This is a genomic window from Ferdinandcohnia sp. GQ5 (assembly GCF_059759275.1).
The window spans coordinates 79,275-102,496 of the sequence record NZ_JCAXEW010000008.1 but is presented as its reverse complement, the minus strand read 5'-3'; the positions used below and the strand labels follow the sequence as shown (position 1 = coordinate 102,496).

Below are 23,222 nucleotides of genomic sequence, written 5' to 3'. Positions count from 1 at the left end.
TGAAAGAATGTTTACAGGAATTGTAGAAGAAATCGGGAAAATTAAGGCGATAAATGGATCACAGGATTCGGTTGAAATGGTTATTAAAGCTAGAAAAATACTTGATGATGTGAATCTTGGAGATAGTATTTCCGTTAATGGGGTTTGTCTAACGGTGACCGAATTTACATCAGATGGATTCACAGTTGATGTGATGCCTGAGACGGTTAAATCAACCTCGTTACGTGAATTGCAACGCAATGATGATGTCAACCTCGAAAGAGCAATGTCTGCAAATGGGCGTTTTGGAGGACATCTCGTTTCAGGACATGTGGATGGTATCGGAAAAATTGTTCGAAAAGAGCCCAAAGGGAATGCGGTGTACTATGAAATCGAAATTCCTGAAGAACTTATCGCGTTCATGATTTATAAAGGGTCAGTAACCGTTGATGGAACGAGTTTAACGATATTTGGGTTGACGAAAAATACATTTACTCTCTCGCTAATACCTCATACTCTAACAGAAACAATTTTGCGAAAAAAAGGAGTAGGAGACATTGTAAACATTGAGTGTGACATGCTTGGCAAATATGTCAGTCAGTTTATGCAAAGGACCTTTGCAAAAGGAAACTCAACTGAAACAAAGATTACAGCAAGCTTTTTAGAAGAACATGGCTTTAAATAACAAAAGGGGGGAATTCAATGTTTGATCCAATCGAAGAAGCACTTGAAGAACTAAAACAAGGAAAAGTAATCATTGTATGTGATGATGAAGATCGTGAAAATGAAGGAGATTTTATCGCGATTGCTGATAAAGCAACCCCAGAGGTTATTAATTTTATGATCACACATGGACGTGGACTCGTATGTACTCCCATTACAGAGGCTTTAGCGAAAAAACTAAATCTTGAGCCAATGGTGGCGCATAATACAGATCCACATGGAACTGCATTTACAGTGAGTATCGACCATAAAACAACTACAACTGGTATTAGTGCAATCGAACGTTCAACAACAATAATGGAGTTACTTAATCCGGAGTCTAAAGCGTCCGACTTCAAAAGACCAGGTCATGTCTTTCCTTTGATTGCTAAGGAAGGTGGAGTACTTCGAAGAGCCGGTCATACCGAAGCGGCTGTTGACTTAGCCGCGCTTTCAGGTGCAGAGCCTGCGGGAGTGATTTGTGAAATTGTCAAAGAAGACGGAACAATGGCTAGAGTTTCTGATTTACGTAAGATCGCAGATGAATTTAACTTAAAAATGATTACGATTGAAGACTTAATTCGATATCGAAATCGTAAAGAAAAATTGGTTAAAAGAGAAGTTGAAGTAACCATTCCAACAGAATATGGAGACTTTAAAGCGATTGGATACACCAGTCTTATTGATAATAAGGAACATATTGCACTTGTAAAAGGTGAGATTAGTGAAACTGAACCGATATTAGTTAGAGTACATTCGGAATGCATAGCTGGGGATGTATTCGGCTCAAAACAATGCGCATGTGGACCACAGCTTCATGCCGCATTGCGCCAAATCGAGCAAGTGGGTTCCGGAATCCTCCTATATATGCGTCAAGAGGGTAGAGGACCTGGTTTAATTAATAAAATGCGTGCTTATAAACTCCAAGAAGAAGGACATGACTCTGCTGAAATTTCCAAAAAACTAGGTGGATTACCGGAATTAAGGGATTATGGGATTGGTGCACAAATCCTTAAAGATCTTGGCATTAAGAAAATGAAGCTTTTAACGAATAACCCAAGAAAAATTGCTGGCCTTGAGGGATATAATTTAGAGATTGTTGATCGTATTCCCATTCAAATAGATGAAACAAAAGGTACTGAAAATTTAGGGCAAATACTTCATTTTTAATAAAATAGAACAAATAACTTATAACATTGGAGGATCATGATGAATAAAATTTATGAAGGACATTTAGTTGGTACAGGTTTAAGAGTTGGGATAGTAGTTGCACGTTTTAATGAATTTATTACAGCGAAGCTACTAAGCGGATCACTTGATGCATTGAAAAGACATGGAGTTGCAGATGAAGATGTTGAAATAGCATGGGTTCCAGGAGCGTTTGAACTTCCGTTAATCGCTAAAAAGATGGCTGAATCGAACAAATATGATGCAGTTATTGCGTTAGGTACTGTAATTAGAGGTTCAACTTCTCACTATGATTATGTTTGTAACGAAGTAGCGAAAGGATTGGCTGCAACTGCCCTATCGACTGGAAAACCTGTTATGTTTGGTGTTTTAACAACAGATACAATTGAACAAGCAATCGAGAGAGCAGGAACAAAAGCAGGAAATAAAGGATGGGATTCTGCGGTAACTGCAATTGAAATGGCGAATCTATCCCGTTCTTTTGAATAATATATAAGTTTTTGTATAGAATTACAAGATATTGGTAATAATTTAAATTTAAGGGTATTCCAAAAAGACTATGGAAAAAAAGAATAGAAAATGGTACTCTTAATTAATGTGATAAGGTTAGTCCAAAAGTAGTAGACAGTTTGAAAAAATATACTACTCGGAAAGTTTTTTCGATAATGAGGGATTTATATGTTAATTCGTTATAAAAAGAATTATGAGAAAATCGCAATGGGGCTTCTTTCATTTATGCCGACTGAAAAGGACTTAAAGAACCTGCAAGCAACGATGAAGCAATATGATGAAGATGACACTCAGCAGTTATTCTTGTGGAAAGAAGAAGATATTGTAGGAATTATCGGAACAACAATCCATGACGGGAATCTTGTAGAAATTCAACATATCTGTGTCAATCCATCCCATCGATACCAAGGCATTGGGAAAAAGATGGTGAAGGCACTTAAAGAGCATTTTCCAGAACGTGAGTTACGACCAAATGAACATACCGCAGCCTTTTTTGAGAAATGTGATTTCTCGGAGAATGAAAAATGCGAAGAAGGACAGTCCTAAGACTGTCCTTCTTATTTTTCGTTCCTTAATTTTTGCTTTTTGATGAATTGTTTTTGTCTCTCAGCAATTACTTCACTTCTATCACGTAATCTATGTTTATGGATCAATTCTATATTTGATAAGTCACTCTTGGTCCCCCAAGGTATCCCAATTTGTAAAGCTTGGGAACCACAAGTTTCTATAAGGACTTGATCATTAAGTGGTAAGTTAATACTTTCATAGGGTGCGCCGATTTCAACTTCATGATATTTCTTTTGTAATATTTCAATCAACTTATCAACTTGTATGCCTAACTGAGATAAGGCAGTTTTTTGGGCTTTACATATCGTTAATGCACTTTTCATCATTCGTAAAGCACCTGCATGATTTCCACGCCGTTGATGATAAAGGGAAACTGCAATTTGAATTAAACCGACCCAATATTGCTTTCTTTCTGCAACAGGGTCTTTTTTCCAATGATCCTCTAATATTTCATGACATTCAAAATAGTCCCGGTCACAATGGAAGTGAATTAGATATTCAATATAAGCTTGAGGGTACAAGTGGCTTAACACACTCCTTTATCAATATGTATATGTAGTTTATCATATTTTCACATCCATAACATGGACTAAATAAGGTGCTCAGCAAAATGCCGAACACCTTATTGTCAAATTTTAGTTTTTCTTAGAACCAAGCTGCACCAACAATAATTAAAAGAATAAATAATACTACGATTAAGGCAAATCCGCCTCCGAAGTTATATCCGTCACCCATGTAAAATACCTCCTTAATTTTCTTGGTTACACAGTTATAGTATGGTTTTTACTTCTTCATGTGTGGGCGATTGTCCATATTAACACTATTTTTTTTGAAAAAATTTGGAACAAATATCCACAAACCTGATATGGCTTGAATGCAAATTATGTTCTATACTAATTATTGTGTTAAAATTAACTTGAATCAGCAGAGGTTCCTGCTGGTTAATGATAAAGCCTCAGGCGGAGACATGTGAGTTTCAATGGAAGCTTTATGGCCAGAAAGTTCAAAGAAAAAGAATGCCACTTCATGTGGTTACGTCTTTTTGACACACTTCCTGTAGGCCAAAATTCTGGGTGCAAATACACTTAGGCGTAATAATTAAATTGAAATTGTGATGAAGGGTTTTTTTGGTGAGATGAGCGAGGAATTACATTACAGCGTAAAAATAGACTCCTTTGAAGGTCCGTTAGACCTTCTTTTACATTTAATCAATCGATTAGAAATTGATATTTATGATATACCAGTAGCGGAAATTACTGAACAATACTTAATTTATATACATGCTATGAAAGTATTACAATTAGATATAGCAAGCGAATATCTTGTCATGGCTGCTACGCTTTTAGCAATTAAAAGTAAAATGCTGCTTCCAAAGCAGGAAGAAGAGCTTATTGACGAAAATTCAGAATTTGAATTTGAAGAAGACCCACGTGAAGATTTAATGAATCGCTTGATTGAATACCGCAAATATAAAAATGCTGCTGATGACTTAAAACATTTAGAAGAAGAACGGTCTCAGTTATTTACAAAACCTCCAAGTGACTTAAGTGAGTTTACGAAGGATGTTACAATCGATCATTCATTAGATGTCAATATCTATGACATGCTAGGAGCCTTTCAAAAGCTAATGCGACGTAAAAAACTGCAGAGACCATTAGCGACAAGAATCACAAGGCAAGAAATACCCATCGAGAAAAGGATGGAAGAGATTATTCATGAATTAAAAGGGTATCGTGGAAAAAAGAAATTCACAGAGCTTTTTCCATACCATGATAAAAATCATATGGTTGTCACATTCCTTGCGCTTCTTGAATTAATGAAAAAGAATGCTGTGTTAATTGAACAACAGAACAATTTTTCAGAGATTTATATATCGAGTATGGAAAGGGATTTTATGTAATGAAATTAATAGATTGGAAAGCCGTTATCGAAGGGCTTCTTTTTGCTGCCGGTGATGAGGGTTTGACATTAAAACAAATGGCACTTGTTTTAGAGATTAATGAGAGTACGGCTCTAGATATCATCAATGAATTAATAAATGATTATCAGCAAGCTGGCAGAGGTATTAATCTAGTTGAAGTAGCTGGAACCTACCAACTCACAACAAAAAAGGAACATGCCGTGTATCTAAAAAAACTAGTAGAATCACCTTCATCCTCTTCATTATCACAGGCTGCCTTAGAAACACTAGCAATTATTGCTTATCGTCAGCCGATTACACGTGCAGAAGTCGAAGAAATCCGTGGAGTGAAGACGGAAAGACCGATTCAAACCTTAATGGCAAAGGCATTGATTAAGGAAGTTGGACGTGTTGAAGGAACAGGGAGGGCTATTTTGTATGGCACAACGAAGGAGTTTTTAGAGTATTTTGGATTAAAAACTTTAAAAGAACTACCTCCACTTCCTGAAAAAGTAGATGAGGAATATGTTCAAGAGGAAGCAGACCTGTTTTTTGAAAGATTTCAAGAAACAATAGAAGATTCAAATTAATTCACCTTAAATAAGTTAACTATGGTAATATGAAGATATATCTAAGTGGAAAATGCTGGCTGATGAGGTGAAATTGTGATAATTAAAAAATGTAGTGGATTTGAGCTTGAGAAAACGTTAAAAAATACTTTTGAAGACTTCTTTAATCAATCTGAAGTCACATTCGTTGAAGATGGAGAAGAAAAAACTTTACAAGTCCTATATTTACGTTATTTTGATGAACAATTTACATCATTTACTCCTTTTGCTGAAGACCCAGTTTTTACAATTGATTCGAATGAAGTTTATTTCAAGGATCTCGTAGCATTAGTTTGTTTACTTAAAAACCCAGGGTACCGTCACCGTAAACGGGTATACCTCAATGAACAAAAACAATTTGAAGAACATTTTAAAGAGATACAATTTGAGAGATTGAAAGAAATTTTTACACATCTCCATCATAAAAACAGCTATGAAGTAAAATCACCACTGGAATTTTTACAACCATAAAAACAGACCCCAATTGCTAGTCTTTCGAGCAATTGGGGTTTTCTTTATTCTTGAACGCGCGGCTTTGTGGGATCACAATTTGGTTGATCGATTTCCTTTGCGGATTGGGCTAATTTAATTAAGTAATAACATTCTTCTCTTGCCATATGGTCTGCCATTAGTGGGGTAAGGACGCCTAGGATTTCTTTATTTAATTGCATCTCCTCTAACTCTTCAAGAAACCCTTTGAAAATTTTCATCTCTAATTCTACATCATTGTTAAAACGGGAAAGGGCAGGAAATTCATACTGATTGGTACGTAAGAATCCAACCATTTCTACTGCTTTCAAGTAAAAATCCTCCCATTCCTTAACAAATTTCTCGCTTTTTTTGAGTAATTCTTTTTCAACTCGGTCAACATTTGAAGATATTCCACCCGCGTGACCTGCAGCATCTAATAGCCAAATGAGGTGGTGATGAAGCGCATGAGTTGGTGGTACATTTTTTCCTTCTACTAGGAAGCTGGATACCCGAAGCCATTCATCTAATTCGTTGACCATATGATTGATAAAAGAAGGAGTAAGGCTAATTTTTACATTTCCAACCAATTGTTCTTTGATAATATCTAACTTTAAAATGCGAAGCTGTTCTCCTGCAATTCTACCTTCTTTAATAATAGCAATTAGTTGAACTGTAGAGAGAGGCTGACGTGCAGCATTTAACAAATAGTCAAATTTGTTTTTAAATTGTTTGGTTTGGGAAATTTTCGCTTCTTCACTAGGTGCTAATGAATCGTGTAAAAATCGACTGTGGTCACCTAAAATTTGCATCCAAAATTGGGTTTCAAATATAGCTTGCTCTTGAAAAGAATGGTTCAATTCGTTATACCTCCTAATAATGTATATCCATGTAATTAAATGAAAGTCATTTTTATTGATTAGGCGTTTGTCTTGATTTCTATATGTATCTGTATGTAGAAACGATAAAAGTGGTGAATCATAAACAGACATTTTCTCCCTTAAAGTCACGAAATTGGGTTACACGCATACGATAGTGACGATTAAACCCTAGGGAGGATTAAGATGAGCACCCCTGAAAAGTATGTAGAAGAAGTGAAACAATGGTTTTTGAAGCTGAAAGGTCAATTCGATAATGAACGGAATGAAGACCTGCAATCTTGTTTATCAAATTTTTCATCTTTCTTAGATTCAATAGAAGAGAATTTAACACCTACTAGTTTGCTTGAGTTGCAGGAGCAAGTGGAGAAACTTTATAATGCTGGATTAAGATTTACCGACCAGTCAAAAGATGAGCTTGGAGAGGTAAGAAGGGTAGGTATTGGTCAACATACATTACCACCTCTCCCATATGACTATGATGCGCTCGAGCCATATATTTCAAAAGAGATCATGAGACTGCATCATGATAAACACCATAAAAGCTATGTTGATGGTTTAAATAAGGCGGAGAAAATGATGGAAAAAGCACGCGACACAGGTGATTACGATTTATTAAAACATTGGGAAAGAGAAGCTGCTTTTAATGGTTCTGGTCACTATTTGCATACGATATTTTGGGAAGTGATGAAGCCAAAAGGTGGAGGAATGCCAGGGCGAGAATTGCTTCGGCAGATTAATAGGGATTTTGGGAGTTTTGAGGTGTTTAAGAGACATTTCAGTGAAGCTGCGAATAAGGTCGAAGGAGTCGGTTGGGCGATTCTAGTATGGTCGCCAAGGGCAGGACGCTTAGAAATCCTTCAAGCAGAACGTCATCAGTTCATGACACAATGGGATACGATTCCTTTACTCGTATTAGACGTTTGGGAGCACGCTTATTATCTACAATATAAAAACGTTCGTGCAGATTATGTGAAAAATTGGTGGAATATCGTCAACTGGAATCAAGTTGAACATCGGTTTAAGGAAGCTTCAAAACTTCAATGGAAACAGTATTAGTTACTTATTTGCTAAGCTGACCCTGTGCTGGTCAGTTTTTTTGTGTCTATTTTACTATCTAACTCCAGGTGCCCTCCGTTTTTCTAGTTTTACATATTTTATTCATATAGTTGGACATGTTCTGCATACACTTTTACAAAACAGCAAAAGGGACGGGGATCGAATGACATTAATTCGCAGAAGAATTTTTATACTTACCATCACTGTTATGGTTCTCTTAGGCTTAGTTCCTCAAAAAACGAGCGCGCTTTCTGTTAGTGCAAAAGGTGCGATCTTAATAGAGCAAGAGTCTGGTAGAATATTGTTTGAAAAAAATGCTCATCAACGTATGAGAATCGCAAGTATTACAAAAATCATGACAGCTATTTTAGCCATTGAATCAGGGAAACTTGACGAGATGGTAAAGGTGAGTAATAAAGCTGTACGAACAGAAGGCTCCTCATTATATTTAAAGCCAAACGAACAAATAAAGCTTGAGGATCTAGTTTATGGATTGATGTTACGATCTGGAAATGACTCTGCAGTTGCTATCGCCGAGCATGTGGGTGGTAGCTTGGAAGGCTTTGTTTTTATGATGAACCAAAAAGCTGCTGAAATTGGTATGCAAAATACAGAGTTTGCAAATCCTCATGGCTTGGATGACCACGAGAATCACTATTCATCTGCTTATGATATGGCCATATTAACAAGATATGCGATGATGAACGAAAAATATCGGGAGATTGCCGGTACAAAGGTACACCGTGCACCTAATCCTACTGAGAAATGGGATCGTGTTTGGAGAAATAAAAACAAGTTACTTACGAAGCTTTACCCGTATAGCACAGGTGGAAAAACAGGCTATACCAAGCGTGCAAAACGGACCTTGGTATCAACTGCAACAAAGGATGGTATTGATTTAATAGCGGTAACGATTAATGCATCTGATGACTGGAATGATCACATGAATATGTTTAACAGAGCTTTTGAAACGTATGATTTAGTGAAGCTCATCAAAGAAGGCGATGTTCAAACAGATAATCGTTTTTATAAAGGGAAAGTATTTGTGGATCATGACTTTATGTACCCTCTTAGTGAGGAAGAGAGAAAAAATGTTAAACTCGATATTTCATTGTTAGAACCTGAAAAAGAGTGGCGTAAACCAGAAACAGTTCCTGATATTGTAGGGACTATTACGGTGAACCTTGGTGATGAGACAATTGAAGAGATGCCTATCTATTTTGATAACGGCAATGTGAAAAGGTCCAAGGAAACATTCTGGGAAACACTGAAAAGTATTTTTCTAGTAATTTTAGGGGTTAGATGACATGGTTAATATCATTTGGGTTGCGATGACAATTATCGGTATTATCTTTGCGATTGTGAATGGAACAATTAGTGAGGTAAACGAAGCGATCTTTAAGGGAGCATCCGAAGCAGTTACTATTTGCATCGGTCTAATTAGTGTCCTGGTTTTTTGGTTAGGACTTATGAGAATTGCACAAGAGGCAGGGTTATTAGAAAAACTTTCAAAATTATTCCGCCCTCTCGTTAGTCGAATATTCCCAGAGGTTCCTGTCCAACATCCAGCAATGGGGTATATGCTTTCAAATATGATTGCTAATATGTTTGGACTCGGCAATGCCGCAACACCCATGGGAATTAAAGCGATGGAGCAGTTGAAGGAGCTAAATGGCGGAAAAACGTCAGCAAGCCGCTCAATGATAACTTTTCTAGCAATTAATACAGCGAGTGTAACCCTCATACCTACAACAGTTATTGCAATTAGAATGACCTATAATTCTGAAAATCCAACTGAAATAGTAGGGCCTACTCTTGTTGTAACTATTATTTCTGCTATAGGTGCCATATTGATTGATCGTTATTTTTATTACCGAAGAGTGAAGAAGGGTGGCGTTGAAAAATGAATATGATAAACACCTTGTCACTCTGGCTTATACCTGGCATAATTGGATTCATACTATTGTACGGAACTGCAAAAAGAATCCCTACCTATGAAACTTTTGTAGAGGGTGGTAAGGAAGGAATAAAAATTGCCTTTTCTATTATCCCGTATTTAGTTGGAATGTTAGTTGCAATTTCGATATTTAGAGCTTCAGGCGCAATGGACTTTTTCATTAATTTAATTCGCCCTGCACTAGAATTCGTTGGCTTCCCAGCAGAAATTGCTCCACTAGCTTTAATAAGGACAATGTCTGGTACAGCTGCTTTAGGTATGACAACGGATCTTATTGCTACATATGGTCCGGATTCTTTTATTGGTAGACTTGCATCAATTATGCAAGGAAGTACGGATACTACCCTTTATGTATTAACAGTCTATTTCGGAGCAGTTGGAATTAAAAAAATGGGAGATGCGCTGAAAGTTGGTCTACTAGCTGATTTATTAGGAATAATTGTAAGTATCATAGCAGTTACTTTAATATTTGGTTCTTAAAAAACACGTAAAAATAGCGTGTTTTTCTTTTTTTTAGGAAACTTCTGGGTTGGGCATACTAGAGAATGTTTTTATCTTGTGAAAACACAAAGAAACAAGTAAGATGTTTAAGGGGTGAGCATAGATGGAACGTTTACAGAAAGTAATAGCACATGCAGGTGTAGCATCAAGAAGAAAAGCTGAGGAACTTATTGCTGCCGGACATGTTAAGGTGAATGGTAAGGTTGTAAAGGAGCTAGGGATTAAAGTAGGCTCAAACGATAAAATTGAGGTAAGCGGCATTCCACTTGAAAGAGAAGAGCCTGTTTATTTTTTATTTTATAAACCGCGTTCTGTGATATCTAGTGTAAGTGATGATAAGGGTAGAAAAGTTGTAACGGACTTTTTCCCAGAGACAAAAGAACGTATTTATCCAGTTGGAAGACTCGATTATGATACGTCCGGATTGCTTTTACTAACGAATGACGGTGAGTTTGCAAATCTTTTAATGCATCCTAAGTATGAGATTGAGAAGGTTTATGTGGCGAAACTTAAGGGTATTCCAGCAAAAGAAAAGCTTCGTCAATTAGAAAGAGGAATAAAGCTAGAAGATGGTAAGACGGCTCCTGCTAGAGTGAAGCTTATTTCAATGGATAAGCGTAAACAAACTTCAATTGTCGAAATTAGCATTCATGAAGGAAGAAACAGACAGGTTAAAAGAATGTTTGAGGCGATTGGACATCAAGTAATGAAGCTTAAGAGAGAAAAGTTTGGCTTCCTTACACTAAACGGCTTAACTACTGGTGAGTTCAGAGAACTGCTTCCACATGAAGTTAAACAATTAAGAGCTTTAGCAAGTACGAAAAATAATCGTTTGTAGGGAATGGATTTGTTCAGGTCAAAGAAGCTTTACTCGCCTATTTTATAAGACAAAGCATGACTAAATTACATGAATTTTTTTGGAAAATTAGCTTTCTCTTAAATCTCATGAAATTTAGCGCAACGTTGATTGGCGATAATGGTTCTCAATTGTCACATAACCTTCAAAATGTATGCAATGTTGCTATATTAATAAGTGCTATAATGGCAAAGGAAGTACACATCAAAACAAACATAAAGGGAGATTTCAATGGACAAGAAAAGGCGACGATTAGTTATGCGGACCGTCATATTATTACTTCTCGGCGCTGCACTCGTTTATACATTGTATATCAATTTCTTTACTAGTAAGGAAAAAGTTGCAGTAGGGGATAAGGCACCAGATTTTGTCGTAACAGATTTGAACGGGAAAGAACACCATTTGTCGGAGTATAGAGGGGAAAAAGGTGTGTTCTTAAACTTCTGGGGTACTTGGTGTGAACCGTGTCAACGTGAATTCCCATATATTGATACACATTATCAGGAATATAAGAATCAAGGTATTGAAGTCATCGCAATCAATGTTGGTGAGCCGAAGTTTAGTGTTAATAATTTTATTGAAAAGTATGACTTATCATTTCCTGTTGTAATCGATAAAGGAAACCAGTTGTTAAATGCCTATGGAATTGACCCCTTGCCAACAACTTTATTAATTGATAAAGATGGAGAAGTTGTGAAAATAATCACGGGCGAGATGACAAATAAGATGGTACGAGATTATATGGAGCAAATTAAGCCATAGGGAGTTATTTTTATGGAAAACGTTAAATGCGAATGTGGGCATGTAAATCCACATGGTACAATTTTTTGTGAGGCTTGTGGTAAACCTGTCCAAAACGAAGAAGAAAAACAGGGTGAAAAAGAGAAAAAGCCATTGCTTGATATGAGGTATGAGGGTAGTGCAAGGCGCTCTCAAACTTATAATAAAACAATCGTTGATAAAATATGGAATTTCTTTTCCTCTGTAAAAGTGGGGATTTGGATCATCGTTGTGCTTCTAATTGCTTCTGCATTAGGGACAATTTATCCGCAAGAATTATACATACCTCCTGCGATGAATCCAGCAGATTTCTATGAACAAGAGTATGGTATCACTGGAAGATTATATTATCAGTTAGGTTTCCACAACCTTTATGGTTCTTGGTGGTATATGATTCTAATTGCAATGCTTGGTATTTCCTTAATTATTTGTAGCATAGACCGTGTAGTACCACTGTATAAAGCATTAAAAAAACAGGGGGTTACACGTCATGAAAGCTTCCTAAAAAGACAACGTGTATATGGAAAAAACACTGTTGAAAATATTGATAAGGACTTTGAAAATGTTAAGGATAAATTAAGGAAGAAACATTATTCTGTCCGTGAAGAAAATGGGAATATTTTAGCCGAAAAGGGTCGTTTTTCTCGATGGGGGCCATATGTAAACCATTGTGGACTTATTCTTTTTCTTATTGGTGCAATGCTCCGTTTTGTACCTGGAATGTACATTGATGAAGTACTCTGGCTTCGTGAGGGAGAAACAGCAAGTGTTCCAGGAACAGATGGGAAATATTACTTAAAGAGTGAACGATTTCTTGTAGAAGTTTACGAGAAGGGCAAAGAAAAAGAAGTATTTGATGAAGCGATTGAACTTGCCGGAAATGCAATGGTAGTTAAAAACTATCAAACAGATGTTACTTTATTCGAACGAACAGATGAAATTATTCCTGGGGTGGAACCAGAATTAAAAGAAGTTAAATCTCATGAAATTCGAGTAAATGAACCATTAAAGCATGACCATTATGCAGTCTACCAAGTTGATTATAAATTAAATGAATTTAGCACGATGTCCTTTACAATGGTAGATAAAGAGACGAACCAGGAATTTGGTTCAATTACAATTAACTTAACAGATCCGCAAGATAAATATGATTTAGGTAATGGATATTCAATCGAGTTAGCAAGCTATTTCCCTGATTTCTATTTTAATGATGAAGGGGAGCCTGCCACAAAAACAAAGATTCCAAATAACCCAGCATTCGTATTTAAAATGTATGCTCCGGATAAACCAGAAGGTGAAATCAGTTTCGTAGCTATTCAGCAAAATATCGAACCTGTGGGTGAGAATAAGTATAAAATGGCTTTTTCTGGTATTGATATGAAGAATGTATCTGGATTAACAGTTAGAAGAGACTTTACTTTATGGTTACTTGCTGTGGGTGGTGCAATCTTTATGATTGGTGTTATTCAAGGATCATACTGGCATCATCGTCGGATCTGGATTCAGCGAAAAAATAATGAAGTTATTGTTGCAGGACATACAAATAAAAACTGGTTTGGTTTGAAAAATGAAATTCGTTATGTTTTGGCCGATACCGGAATCGCCGAACCTATCGATCAAGTTGATGCGAAAAATAAGGAAAGTAAGGAGGGATAAAAATGGCTGAATTAAGTTCAAATTTACTATATGCTGCTTTTATTCTCTATCTTGTGGCAACATTTGTATTTGGTGGAGCGATTCGAGATAAAAAAAGTTCAAATGGATTTAACCGCTGGTCCCATGTCGGAATTTCTATTACAATCATTGGATTTGCTGCACAGTTAGGCTATTTTTTTACAAGATGGATTGCAGCAGGACATGCACCAGTAAGTAACCTATTTGAATTTATTACATTTTTCGGTATGATGCTAGTCCTAGCGTTTATCATTATTTACTTTATATATAAAACAAGTATTTTAGGACTGTTTACTTTACCGATTGCATTATTAGTTATTGCTTATGGAAGTATGTTTTCAAGAGAAATCTCTCCATTAATTCCAGCTTTACAAAGTGACTGGCTCCACATTCACGTTACAACAGCGGCATTAGGGCAAGCAATTCTTTCAATAAGTTTTGTCGCAGGAATCCTTTATCTTTTAAAAGGTGTAGATCAGTCTGTTAAAAGCAAGGAAACATTCTGGTTAGAATTTGTTATGTATACATTAGTTGTTGTTGTTGGATTTGTAGCCATTTCAACTGCATTTGGAGCTATGAAATATGAATCTGTGTTTTCATGGGTCGATAAAGACGGCGTTGAAGCTGAGATGGTATATAAATTACCTGCTTTGGTAGTACCTAATGAAGGCGAATTACTAACAGATGGCAAGTTTTCTAGCGGGATTGAATTACCTGCCTTATTAAGTGCTAGAAAAGTAAATACATTACTTTGGTCAATAATTTCAGGATCTATACTATATGGATTACTTCGTTTGATTTTACGTAAACGAGTAGGTGCAGCTCTACAGCCTTTAACAAGAAAATTAAACCTAGACTTAACGGATGAAATTGGTTACCGTTCAGTAGCAATTGGGTTTCCAGTTTTCACGTTAGGCGCGTTAATTTTTGCAATGATTTGGGCGCAAATTGCATGGACTCGCTTCTGGGGCTGGGATCCCAAAGAAGTATGGGCACTTATTACTTGGCTCTTCTATGCAGCATTTTTACACTTGAGGCTTTCAAAAGGCTGGCATGGTAAAAAATCTGCATGGCTTGCGGTCGTTGGATTCTTCATTATTATGTTTAATACTATATTTGTAAATTTAGTTATCGCTGGATTACACTCATACGCATAAGAAAAGAAGCCTTCATCATGTGATGAAGGTTTTTTATCTAACATTTATTGTGGCGAATTATCGACTTTTCTCTCATTGGATAAACTAGTGTGATATATGTTATAGCAAATTATGAAATTTTTATGTACGATAGTGTTGTAGAGAAATATTCTTTCGGAAAGAAAATGGAGGAATAAGAAAATGGAAAATGAAGCGAAAATTTTAGTTGTCGATGATGAAGAAAGAATTCGTCGTTTACTTAAAATGTATTTAGAAAGAGAAAATTATGTAATTGAAGAAGCGGAGAATGGAAATATTGCCTTAGAAAAGGCTTTGAAAAATGATTATGACCTTATTCTATTAGACCTCATGATGCCAGAAAAAGACGGAATTGAGGTATGCCGCGATTTGCGTGAGAAAAAATCAACTCCAATTATTATGCTTACTGCAAAAGGAGAAGAAGTAAACCGCGTGCAAGGCTTTGAAGTCGGTACTGATGATTATATAGTGAAGCCATTTAGTCCAAGAGAAGTTGTTCTTCGAGTAAAAGCTTTGCTAAGAAGGGCCTCACTTACAACCTATCTTCAAACTGAAACAACTGCTAAAGATGTAATCGTGTTTCCTCATCTAACAATTGATAATGATGCACACCGTGTGCTTGCAGATGGCAAGGAAGTAGGCTTAACACCGAAGGAATACGAACTCTTATGCTTTTTAGCAAAATCACCTGACAAAGTATTTGACCGTGAACAACTATTAAAAGAAGTATGGCATTACGAATTCTTTGGTGATTTGCGTACTGTAGATACACATGTGAAACGCTTGCGTGAAAAGTTAAATAAAGTGTCTCAGGATGCAGCAAAAATGATAGTAACTGTATGGGGCGTAGGTTATAAATTTGAGGTCGGCCAAGAATGAAATTTTGGAGAAGTGTAGTAGGAAAACTATGGGCAACCATTCTTTTACTGTTTTCCTTTGTGTTATTTGTTTTAACAATACTCTTCATGGAGTATTTTGAGAATTACCATATCCAAGAAGCTGAAAGAAGTTTAACTCAACTTGCTGCTAATATTGCTGTTATTATGGAGCAGCATGAGGATAAAAATGTAGCTAGGACCCTTGCGTGGGAGCTTGTGAATGATGAAACAAAGGTTATTATAGCAGCAGACGAAAACACGTTATGGGTATCTCCAGATCGAGCGGCTGTACCCAACATTCCCGTTACAGTTATTACAGAAGACCCAGATCTTAAACGTGTTATTACAAACGATCAAAACGCAAGCAAAAAGATAAAACTAACAGAGAATGAAAAAACTTCACAAGAGCAAAGACAAGAACTATTTGTGGTTGGTGCCCCACTTCACATCGAAAATGATCAGATGGGTGCAGTTTTTCTCTATCAATCCTTAGATGTAGTTCAAAAGACTACCAGGGATACAACTCAATTCATAATATTGGCTGCTGGTATCGGAATTGTCCTAACCACAGTTTTTGCCTTCTTCCTATTAACTCGTATTACAGCTCCGTTACGGAAAATGCGGGAAGCCGCTACTGAAGTAGCTAAAGGGAAATTTGATACAAAGGTTCCTATACTAACTCATGACGAAATTGGCGCTTTAGGAATGGCACTAAACCAAATGGGGAGGCAGTTGAAATATAACATAAATGCCCTTAATCAGGAGAAAGAGCAACTTGCAAGCATATTAAATAGTATGGCGGACGGAGTTATCACTTTAAATCGTGATGGCACGATATTGGTAACAAACCCTCCTGCAGAACGCTTTTTGCAAGCTTGGTATTACCAACAAGGTATGTATCAGGACGTTGGTCAGGAGCTTCCACCAGAGGTCAAGGATTTATTTCAACGTTCCGTTACATTTGAAAAGGAGCAATTTATTGAAATTAGTCTTCAAGGTAGAACATGGGTTATTTTAATGAGTCCGCTTTACAATCAGACGTATATAAGGGGTGCCGTTGCAGTACTTCGCGATATGACGGAGGAAAGACGTTTGGACAAGCTACGTGAAGATTTTATTGCAAATGTTTCTCACGAACTGCGAACTCCGATCGCAATGCTCCAGGGCTATAGTGAAGCAATTATGGATGACATAGCGAGCTCCGAGGAGGAGCGAAAGGAAATTACCAAAGTCATCTATGATGAGTCATTAAGAATGGGTCGACTTGTCAACGAATTATTAGATTTAGCTAGAATGCAATCAGGGAATATTACCTTAAATAAAGAAAAAGTTGATTTCGATACCCTTATTAATCGTGTGATTCGGAAATTTCAAGGTTTAGCTAAGGATAATCAAATAACTCTAACTGCAAAAAAGGTAGACGAAATTGGTGAAATTTATATAGACTCTGATCGCATTGAGCAAGTTTTTACAAACTTAATTGATAATGCGATTAGACATACCGATGAAAATGGTCAGGTTGAAGTACATGTTACTGGTCAAGAAACCTCAATAAAAGTTGATATTAAAGATACAGGTTCTGGTATTCCAGAAGAAGATTTACCTTTTGTATTTGAACGTTTCTATAAAGCGGACAAGGCTAGAACAAGAGGGAAATCTGGTACTGGTTTAGGGCTTGCGATTGTAAAAAACATTGTTAGTGCACACAACGGGAATATATCAGTCCATAGTAAGCTTGGTGAAGGAACGACATTTACATTCGTAATCCCTCGAAAAAGTGAATAATTTGAAAGAACGTGGCGAAGATTCTTGTTCCATAAGAAACAATTTCCTTGTAAAATAAAAACTCTTCTTGTAATATAGGGATTGTTAAATAGAAAATTAAATATTTATTGAATCTTAGGTGTCAGAGAATGTAGATATTTCTTTATTCTCTCTAAGACTTAAAAGGGAATCTGGTGTAAATCCAGAACTGCCCCCGCAACTGTAAAAGTGGACGAAATGAGAAAAACCACTGTATGACTGGATGGCAAATGCTGTTCAACATATGGGAAGGACTCAAAGTAGGAAGAAGCTTAAGTCAGTAGACCTGCCTAATTCATTCCTTTTTTAATTCTCCGGGGTGCGGGAATTTGCGTTTAAACACCATGCTTTTTTGTTGTTTTTCTGTAATATCTTCAAAGCTCACCCCAAGGGTGAGCTTTTATTATTTTATTCCGCAGAAGCAAGACACTTCTGCGAAATAAAATAATGCCTCCGGCGGATAACACGATTTTTCAAAGGAAATTTTCGATCTGTAAGATCAAAGACTAAGAACGCCACATCCTGTGGCAACGTCTTTATGACCCACTTCCTGCGGGCCTTAAAATCGGGCGCAAATACGCCAAGGCTCATTTGATTCGATGTTAGGTGTATAACACACTTATTCATACACATATTTTAACAAAAGGGGAGCTAGAAACATGAAAAAACTATTAGTTTCTTTACTATCATTGGGAATTTTATTTGGATGCAGCAATGCCCCATCTACAAATGAATCTTCCAACAACAAAGCTGAAACTGTAGATAAAGAAGAAGCAGCAGAGATTGTTACAGTCGTTATATCCAAAAACAATGGTGAAGAAATCATTGTAGAAAAAGAAATTAAAATTGAATCAGGAAAAGAAGTTACAGTTATGGACATCATGGAAGCAAACTTTGACGTCGAAACACAATTCGATGGTGCTTTTGTTGCCAGCATTAATGGCGTTGCAGGAAGTGAAGAAGAAAAGACATCATGGTTTTATTCTGTTAATGGTGAAGAAGCTATGGTAGGAGCTAATGAATACAAATTAGAGCCTGAAGATAAGATCGAATTCGATCTCCATAAGTGGGAATAATGAATTTATCCGTAAAAAACTTAACGCTCTTATCGATGCTAATCGCATTGTCCGTTGTAGGTCGTATTACATTTACATTCCTTCCGAATGTTCAGCCTATGACAGCGATTATCGTGATAACTAGCTTATTTTTGGGTCCCATCTATGGTGTGATTGTTGCTGTTTTTGGTTCTATATTAACGAATCTTGTAATGGGAATGGGTTTATGGACTATTGGCCAAATCATAGCATGGGGGATAATTGGGTTAATCAGCGGTGCATTACGAAGGTATCGAGATCGAATTCCTGTCATATTATTAGCCATATATGCAGTATTCTGTGGTTTCTTATATGGCTTTGTCATCTCAATTCCTCTTTATTTATTCTCGGGTAAGTTCTTTGCCTATTACTTAGCTGGATTACCATTTGATATGAGTCATGCAATTGGAAACGGAGTATTTTTTCTCATACTATATCCAATCTTGAGATTACTATTTTTAAAAAATGTAACAATTGCAAAGTAAGGAAGAATATTACCAAAATATTCTTCCTTTTTTTATTAATTCATACTATATTGGGAGTGTAACTTTTTTTTAAAACATTCGACTAATGAAATGAACGGGAGGATTTGCAAATGGATTCCTTGTTTGAGGAACTATATGAAAAGTATCATCACGATGTCTTCTCCTTCTTATTTTATATGGTAAAAAATCGTGAACAAGCTGAAGATCTCGTTCAGGAAGTTTATATAAGAGTTTTAAAATCATATGATAGATTCGAAGGAAAAAGTAGTGAAAAAACATGGTTGTTTTCAATTGCAAGACATGTCGCGATTGATTCGTTCCGGAAACAAAAAGGGTGGAAACAGCGAATAATGGATTCCTTTGATTGGAGTCGTCAAGAGGTAAAAGATTTTGCACCACTTCCGGAAGAAATAGCATTGCAAAATGAACAGGTTCAAATGATGTACCGTTGCTTGGAAAACTGTACAACAGATCAGCGTATGGTACTGATATTACGATATATCCAATCACTTTCGATTGCAGAGACTGCTGAAGCTTTAGGGTGGACGGAGAGTAAAGTCAAGACAACTCAGCACAGAGGTCTAAAGGTATTAAAGAAGTATATGGAGGAATCAGGCGTAAAGGAGGGGATAGATGATGAAAAAATCAAAGTGGAGTGATGAACAACTCGAGCAGATGCTTACGCAAATGCCAGGTGTAAAAGACAAACGGAAGCCACAAGAGATTTATCAAAATATAACCCTTAAAATGAATAAGAAAAAGAGAAAAATGTGGCTTGTCCCTACCCTTGCATCTGCAGCAGCAGCGCTTCTATTATTCATCTTAGCTCCTTCTTTCATTAATAATATGAACAGTTCAAGCTTCGACTCAGCACAAATGGCAAGAGAAAATACAAATATTACTATGGATTCAGAGAATAGAGAAGCATCATCAAAGGACGAATCATTTAGCACATTGCAAAAAGAAGAGGAACCACAACAAGATGAAGAGGCTGGAATATATTCATTTGAGGGACAGCCAAGCAATAGTTACGCTGTAAAAACTGTAGGGGAAAATGAAGTCCTTCTAACATATGGTGTGTATTTGGGCGGTGTAATGTTTCCTTCTGTCGTTTCGGTAATCGTCGATTCTAACGGGGAAAATGTTGTTGAACAATGGCAAAAGACAGTTCCAAGAGTAAATGAAGTTATTCGTAAAAACAAGGAATGGGGCATTGACGAAATATCAAATTCATATTTTGAGGATTTTTCAGAAGTTGTAACGAAAGACAATTCAAAAGCTGTAAGGGTGGACGTAAATAACTCAATTAATACTGAGTCTTTTGCTACTGCTGAAGCTGCAGAATTTTCACATACAATTAGTTCGTTCCGTTATTTGTTAGAAGACTATCAACATGTTGAACTTTTCCAAAATAATCAACAAGGAATTACTATCGGGCAAACAGGTATCATTGAGAATTATATTGATGTTGAAAAAGATACCAAAAAGGCATACCTGTATTATATAAATGATAGTTCAGACCGCAAAATATTAGCTTTAACTTATGAGGATTTTAATACGATTGAACAAGCACTGGAAGCTATGAAAGTGGAGGCTAAACAAGGCGATTATAACCTACATCCACCAATTATATCTGAAATTAAACAAATTAAAGCAGATGGTTCTAATTTAGAAATTCATTTTAGTGATGACTCGGACTTAGAGAATACAGATAATTATATCCTTATGCTAGATGCAATTATGCTAACCGCTAAAGAGTTTAATTTTGAGACTGTTACTTTTTACGGAAATATTGACCAAATTGGTGATGTGAGAATAGGGGAACAGGTACCTGTACCACTCGCACCAAATCTAATTCAATTGCAATAAGAGACACTAAGTTGTCTCTTTTTTTTGCTTTAAATATATGATTTTTATAGGGTGTAACTAGGCAGTATGACCTTCTTGGTTATGAAAAGTATTACTTTATTTACATAATTTAAGAAAATTTTTCAAATAATGTAAGGGTGTCCCTTATTTGCTTAGTAAATAGAGAAAATGTTAGATAGGGGGTGTCCTTGAATCTAAACATAACGGGTTCACATTTTCATAGTATCTTTGTTCAATATTTTGAGGAGGATCAAAATGTTTGGTAAACGATTTGCAATTGTTGCTATTTTAGCAGTTTGTACAGGATTACTCTTTATGGGAGGACGTAATGTCATCGCACATGAACTACCTAGTAACACCGCAACAGAGGAATGGGCATGGCCAGTCATAGGGAGAATCACTGATACATTCGGAACGAGACAGGGGAATCACAAGGGTTTAGATATCGCTGCTCCACTTGGTGATCACATATATACGGTTGAGGAAGGAATCGTGAAAAAATCATATTACAAGGGTTCATATGGGCATGTCGTTTTTATTGAGCATCCTAATGGATATGAGACAGTGTATGCACATTTAAGTAAGCGAAATGTTCAAGAAGGAGAAAAGGTCGTAAAAGGTCAATTAATTGGTCATATCGGTAGTACGGGCAATTCAACAGGTCCACATTTACATTTTGAAGTACATAATGGAGAATGGAATGCTTCTAGAAATAATGCGATTGACCCTCTTTATATGCTAACCGATGAACAAATTCTAGTTCCTACATTAATGGAATTGGAAAAAGAGGGCGTTGAAGTTTCAAAAAAGCTTGAAACCTATACAGTGAGGGCTGGGGATTCATTATCAGTAATTGCGAATAGGGTAGGTTTATCAGTTGAAGAAATCAAAATGTTAAATCAGTTAACAGATGATTTAATTTTTCCAAATCAAATTTTAATTGTCGAAAAATCCTAAATAATTTTGAGCTTTTCTATTCCCCTATAGTGACAAGTTCATGTATAATAAGAAAAACTTTGGGGGGATTCGTTATGCGAACTGATTATCACAATCATTTAGAGCTTGGAACGCTTGAATTAGACTATTTAATGAAGTTTATTGACGAAGCAAAGGCAAAAAAAATTGACCATTTTGGGATTTCTGAACACGCATATCATTTTTATCAGACAAAAGATATTCTGAGTAATCCTTGGGTTGATGCAAGAAGATATTATGACATGAAGGATTATGTAGATTTATTTAAGCTTGCCTGGAAAAATAATATTGATGTAAAGATGTCAATTGAAATGGATTATACACCTGGAAAGCATGCAGAAATGGAAAAATTCATTTCTTCTTATGATTTTGATTATGTAATTGGCTCCATTCATTGGGTTGGCGATTTTGGAATTGACCTTGCGGAGTTCCGTGAAGAATGGGATAAAAGGGATCTACATGATACATATACAAAGTATTATGATCAGGTGATTACATTGGCAGAATCAAACCTATTTGATATTATCGGCCATATTGATCTAGTCAAGATTTTTAAATATATTCCTGAAGATGAGGAGTTTCTCCTGCATCAATTTGATCGTGCAACTACCGCATTAGCAAACTCAAAAACATGCGTTGAAATTAGTACAGCTGGATTACGAAAGCCTATTGGAAAGCTTTATCCAGATCCTCGACTACTGCAAATGTGCTTTAACAAAAACATTCCTATCGTCTTGTCATCAGACGCACATCGACCACAGGATGTAGGAGCAGATTTTGATCAAGCAATTGAACTAGCTAAGAGTGTAGGCTACAAAACCTTAATGACATTTGAAAAAGGGGAACGCATTGAAGTTCCACTCGGATAAACGAACGACAAAAAGCAGGCATTGCCTGCTTTTTACCATTTTAAAAAAAGAACCCTAAAACGAAAGGGTTCTTCTTTTAATATAAGGACTATTCAAATTTTAGTGGATCACCGTCGAATGGCTCGTCGGCTACCTTAATGGAATCCGTTGGGCAACCTTCAAAAGCATCGATCATGTCTTCCTCTAATATTTCTGGAATTTCTACAATTCCTTGGTTATCATCAAGTGTTACAAATGCGATTCCGTCATCATCGTAATCGTAGATGTCAGGTGCAGCTGCACCACATGCACCACATGCGATACAAGTTTCTTTGTCAACAATGGTATACTTTGCCATGTTTACTTTACCTCCCAAAAAATCGTTACATGTATAAAATGTATATTTATAGTAGTTCCCCATCCTACTTCCTCATAGCATGGAAACAGCTTCCTCATACTCATTGTATA

The 23,222-nt window shown here is 36.4% G+C and carries 27 protein-coding genes and 1 riboswitch; of the genes, 23 read left to right on the top strand and 4 right to left on the bottom strand.

What is annotated here, in order from left to right:
• Positions 1 to 7: 7 nt before the first annotated feature.
• From ribE to AC6CHV_RS11695, 4 genes are all read left to right on the top strand, one after another.
• Positions 8 to 664, top strand: coding sequence for a riboflavin synthase (gene ribE / locus AC6CHV_RS11710; protein WP_498078939.1), 657 nt, complete (start codon positions 8 to 10; stop codon positions 662 to 664).
• 17 nt (positions 665 to 681) lie between these two features.
• A complete protein-coding gene (locus tag AC6CHV_RS11705; RefSeq protein WP_498078938.1) occupies positions 682 to 1,851 on the top strand; it encodes a bifunctional 3,4-dihydroxy-2-butanone-4-phosphate synthase/GTP cyclohydrolase II in 1,170 nt (389 codons plus the stop codon).
• A gap of 39 nt (positions 1,852 to 1,890) precedes the next feature.
• Positions 1,891 to 2,358 (top strand): 6,7-dimethyl-8-ribityllumazine synthase, encoded by a 468-nt coding sequence (gene ribH / locus AC6CHV_RS11700; RefSeq protein ID WP_099351750.1) that lies wholly within the window; start codon positions 1,891 to 1,893, stop codon positions 2,356 to 2,358.
• A 189-nt stretch (positions 2,359 to 2,547) separates the two neighbouring features.
• Positions 2,548 to 2,925 carry a GNAT family N-acetyltransferase gene (locus AC6CHV_RS11695; RefSeq protein ID WP_099351749.1) on the top strand — a complete coding sequence of 126 codons (378 nt, stop codon included), beginning with the start codon at positions 2,548 to 2,550 and terminating at the stop codon, positions 2,923 to 2,925.
• An 11-nt stretch (positions 2,926 to 2,936) separates the two neighbouring features.
• Here AC6CHV_RS11695 and AC6CHV_RS11690 read toward each other — a convergent pair whose 3' ends face one another.
• Together AC6CHV_RS11690 and AC6CHV_RS11685 are read right to left on the bottom strand one after the other, a co-directional pair.
• Positions 2,937 to 3,467 carry a DUF309 domain-containing protein gene (locus AC6CHV_RS11690; protein WP_341333523.1) on the bottom strand — a complete coding sequence of 177 codons (531 nt, stop codon included), beginning with the start codon at positions 3,465 to 3,467 and terminating at the stop codon, positions 2,937 to 2,939.
• Positions 3,468 to 3,591: 124 nt separating this feature from the next.
• A complete protein-coding gene (locus AC6CHV_RS11685) occupies positions 3,592 to 3,681 on the bottom strand; it encodes a YjcZ family sporulation protein (RefSeq protein ID WP_077618657.1) in 90 nt (29 codons plus the stop codon).
• Positions 3,682 to 4,081: 400 nt separating this feature from the next.
• Between AC6CHV_RS11685 and AC6CHV_RS11680 the strand changes: the two genes are divergently transcribed.
• The 3 genes from AC6CHV_RS11680 to AC6CHV_RS11670 all read left to right on the top strand — a co-directional run bounded on the left by AC6CHV_RS11680 (position 4,082) and on the right by AC6CHV_RS11670 (position 5,925).
• Complete coding sequence (locus AC6CHV_RS11680; protein WP_099362702.1) at positions 4,082 to 4,846, top strand: segregation/condensation protein A; 765 nt, start codon at positions 4,082 to 4,084, stop codon at positions 4,844 to 4,846.
• Positions 4,846 to 5,436 carry an SMC-Scp complex subunit ScpB gene (gene scpB / locus AC6CHV_RS11675; protein ID WP_341330992.1) on the top strand — a complete coding sequence of 197 codons (591 nt, stop codon included), beginning with the start codon at positions 4,846 to 4,848 and terminating at the stop codon, positions 5,434 to 5,436. Before AC6CHV_RS11680 ends, scpB begins: the two co-directional genes overlap by 1 nt.
• A 75-nt stretch (positions 5,437 to 5,511) precedes the next feature.
• Entirely contained in the window at positions 5,512 to 5,925 is a 414-nt protein-coding gene (locus AC6CHV_RS11670) for a hypothetical protein (protein WP_341330993.1), read from the top strand.
• Between the two features lie 44 nt (positions 5,926 to 5,969).
• Here the strand turns inward: AC6CHV_RS11670 and AC6CHV_RS11665 are convergent, their stop codons facing one another.
• Positions 5,970 to 6,782, bottom strand: coding sequence for a DUF2935 domain-containing protein (locus AC6CHV_RS11665; RefSeq protein ID WP_341330994.1), 813 nt, complete (start codon positions 6,780 to 6,782; stop codon positions 5,970 to 5,972).
• A 204-nt stretch (positions 6,783 to 6,986) separates the two neighbouring features.
• On the opposite strand from AC6CHV_RS11665, the gene AC6CHV_RS11660 reads away from it, so the two are divergent.
• The 16 genes from AC6CHV_RS11660 to AC6CHV_RS11585 all read left to right on the top strand — a co-directional run bounded on the left by AC6CHV_RS11660 (position 6,987) and on the right by AC6CHV_RS11585 (position 22,775).
• Positions 6,987 to 7,859 (top strand): superoxide dismutase, encoded by an 873-nt coding sequence (locus tag AC6CHV_RS11660; protein WP_341330995.1) that lies wholly within the window; start codon positions 6,987 to 6,989, stop codon positions 7,857 to 7,859.
• Between the two features lie 163 nt (positions 7,860 to 8,022).
• Positions 8,023 to 9,165 carry a D-alanyl-D-alanine carboxypeptidase family protein gene (locus tag AC6CHV_RS11655; protein WP_341330996.1) on the top strand — a complete coding sequence of 381 codons (1,143 nt, stop codon included), beginning with the start codon at positions 8,023 to 8,025 and terminating at the stop codon, positions 9,163 to 9,165.
• 1 nt (position 9,166) lies between these two features.
• On the top strand, positions 9,167 to 9,766 hold the full coding sequence (locus AC6CHV_RS11650) for a nucleoside recognition domain-containing protein (protein WP_341330997.1): 600 nt from the start codon (positions 9,167 to 9,169) through the stop codon (positions 9,764 to 9,766).
• Positions 9,763 to 10,296 carry a spore maturation protein gene (locus AC6CHV_RS11645; protein WP_341330998.1) on the top strand — a complete coding sequence of 178 codons (534 nt, stop codon included), beginning with the start codon at positions 9,763 to 9,765 and terminating at the stop codon, positions 10,294 to 10,296. The genes AC6CHV_RS11650 and AC6CHV_RS11645 overlap by 4 nt, the downstream gene beginning before the upstream one ends.
• Positions 10,297 to 10,420: 124 nt before the next feature.
• Complete coding sequence (rluB, locus tag AC6CHV_RS11640; RefSeq protein ID WP_341330999.1) at positions 10,421 to 11,155, top strand: 23S rRNA pseudouridine(2605) synthase RluB; 735 nt, start codon at positions 10,421 to 10,423, stop codon at positions 11,153 to 11,155.
• Between the two features lie 249 nt (positions 11,156 to 11,404).
• Complete coding sequence (gene resA, locus AC6CHV_RS11635) at positions 11,405 to 11,935, top strand: thiol-disulfide oxidoreductase ResA (protein ID WP_341331000.1); 531 nt, start codon at positions 11,405 to 11,407, stop codon at positions 11,933 to 11,935.
• A 12-nt stretch (positions 11,936 to 11,947) separates the two neighbouring features.
• Positions 11,948 to 13,609 carry a cytochrome c biogenesis ResB family protein gene (locus AC6CHV_RS11630; RefSeq protein ID WP_341331001.1) on the top strand — a complete coding sequence of 554 codons (1,662 nt, stop codon included), beginning with the start codon at positions 11,948 to 11,950 and terminating at the stop codon, positions 13,607 to 13,609.
• 2 nt (positions 13,610 to 13,611) lie between these two features.
• Complete coding sequence (ccsB, locus tag AC6CHV_RS11625; RefSeq protein ID WP_341331002.1) at positions 13,612 to 14,784, top strand: c-type cytochrome biogenesis protein CcsB; 1,173 nt, start codon at positions 13,612 to 13,614, stop codon at positions 14,782 to 14,784.
• Between the two features lie 180 nt (positions 14,785 to 14,964).
• On the top strand, positions 14,965 to 15,681 hold the full coding sequence (locus AC6CHV_RS11620; RefSeq protein ID WP_341331003.1) for a response regulator transcription factor: 717 nt from the start codon (positions 14,965 to 14,967) through the stop codon (positions 15,679 to 15,681).
• The gene (locus AC6CHV_RS11615) at positions 15,678 to 17,465 is read left to right on the top strand and encodes an ATP-binding protein (protein ID WP_341331004.1); all 1,788 of its coding nucleotides are present in this window, start codon (positions 15,678 to 15,680) and stop codon (positions 17,463 to 17,465) included. Before AC6CHV_RS11620 ends, AC6CHV_RS11615 begins: the two co-directional genes overlap by 4 nt.
• A gap of 101 nt (positions 17,466 to 17,566) precedes the next feature.
• Positions 17,567 to 17,791: riboswitch (cobalamin riboswitch) on the top strand.
• Positions 17,792 to 18,142: 351 nt separating this feature from the next.
• Positions 18,143 to 18,559: a DUF4430 domain-containing protein gene (locus tag AC6CHV_RS11610; RefSeq protein WP_498078937.1), complete on the top strand. Its 417-nt coding sequence runs from the start codon at positions 18,143 to 18,145 to the stop codon at positions 18,557 to 18,559.
• Positions 18,559 to 19,062 carry an ECF transporter S component gene (locus tag AC6CHV_RS11605; protein WP_498078936.1) on the top strand — a complete coding sequence of 168 codons (504 nt, stop codon included), beginning with the start codon at positions 18,559 to 18,561 and terminating at the stop codon, positions 19,060 to 19,062. The genes AC6CHV_RS11610 and AC6CHV_RS11605 overlap by 1 nt, the downstream gene beginning before the upstream one ends.
• A 110-nt stretch (positions 19,063 to 19,172) precedes the next feature.
• Positions 19,173 to 19,721 carry an RNA polymerase sigma factor SigX gene (gene sigX, locus AC6CHV_RS11600; protein WP_341331007.1) on the top strand — a complete coding sequence of 183 codons (549 nt, stop codon included), beginning with the start codon at positions 19,173 to 19,175 and terminating at the stop codon, positions 19,719 to 19,721.
• On the top strand, positions 19,696 to 20,931 hold the full coding sequence (locus tag AC6CHV_RS11595; protein WP_341331008.1) for an RsiX family anti-sigma factor: 1,236 nt from the start codon (positions 19,696 to 19,698) through the stop codon (positions 20,929 to 20,931). The genes sigX and AC6CHV_RS11595 overlap by 26 nt, the downstream gene beginning before the upstream one ends.
• Before the next feature lie 255 nt (positions 20,932 to 21,186).
• Positions 21,187 to 21,888: a peptidoglycan DD-metalloendopeptidase family protein gene (locus AC6CHV_RS11590; protein ID WP_341331009.1), complete on the top strand. Its 702-nt coding sequence runs from the start codon at positions 21,187 to 21,189 to the stop codon at positions 21,886 to 21,888.
• 74 nt (positions 21,889 to 21,962) lie between these two features.
• The gene (locus AC6CHV_RS11585; protein ID WP_498078935.1) at positions 21,963 to 22,775 is read left to right on the top strand and encodes a histidinol-phosphatase HisJ family protein; all 813 of its coding nucleotides are present in this window, start codon (positions 21,963 to 21,965) and stop codon (positions 22,773 to 22,775) included.
• An 88-nt stretch (positions 22,776 to 22,863) separates the two neighbouring features.
• Here the strand turns inward: AC6CHV_RS11585 and AC6CHV_RS11580 are convergent, their stop codons facing one another.
• Positions 22,864 to 23,112: a 4Fe-4S domain-containing protein gene (locus AC6CHV_RS11580; protein ID WP_077618638.1), complete on the bottom strand. Its 249-nt coding sequence runs from the start codon at positions 23,110 to 23,112 to the stop codon at positions 22,864 to 22,866.
• Between the last annotated feature and the right edge of the window lie 110 nt (positions 23,113 to 23,222).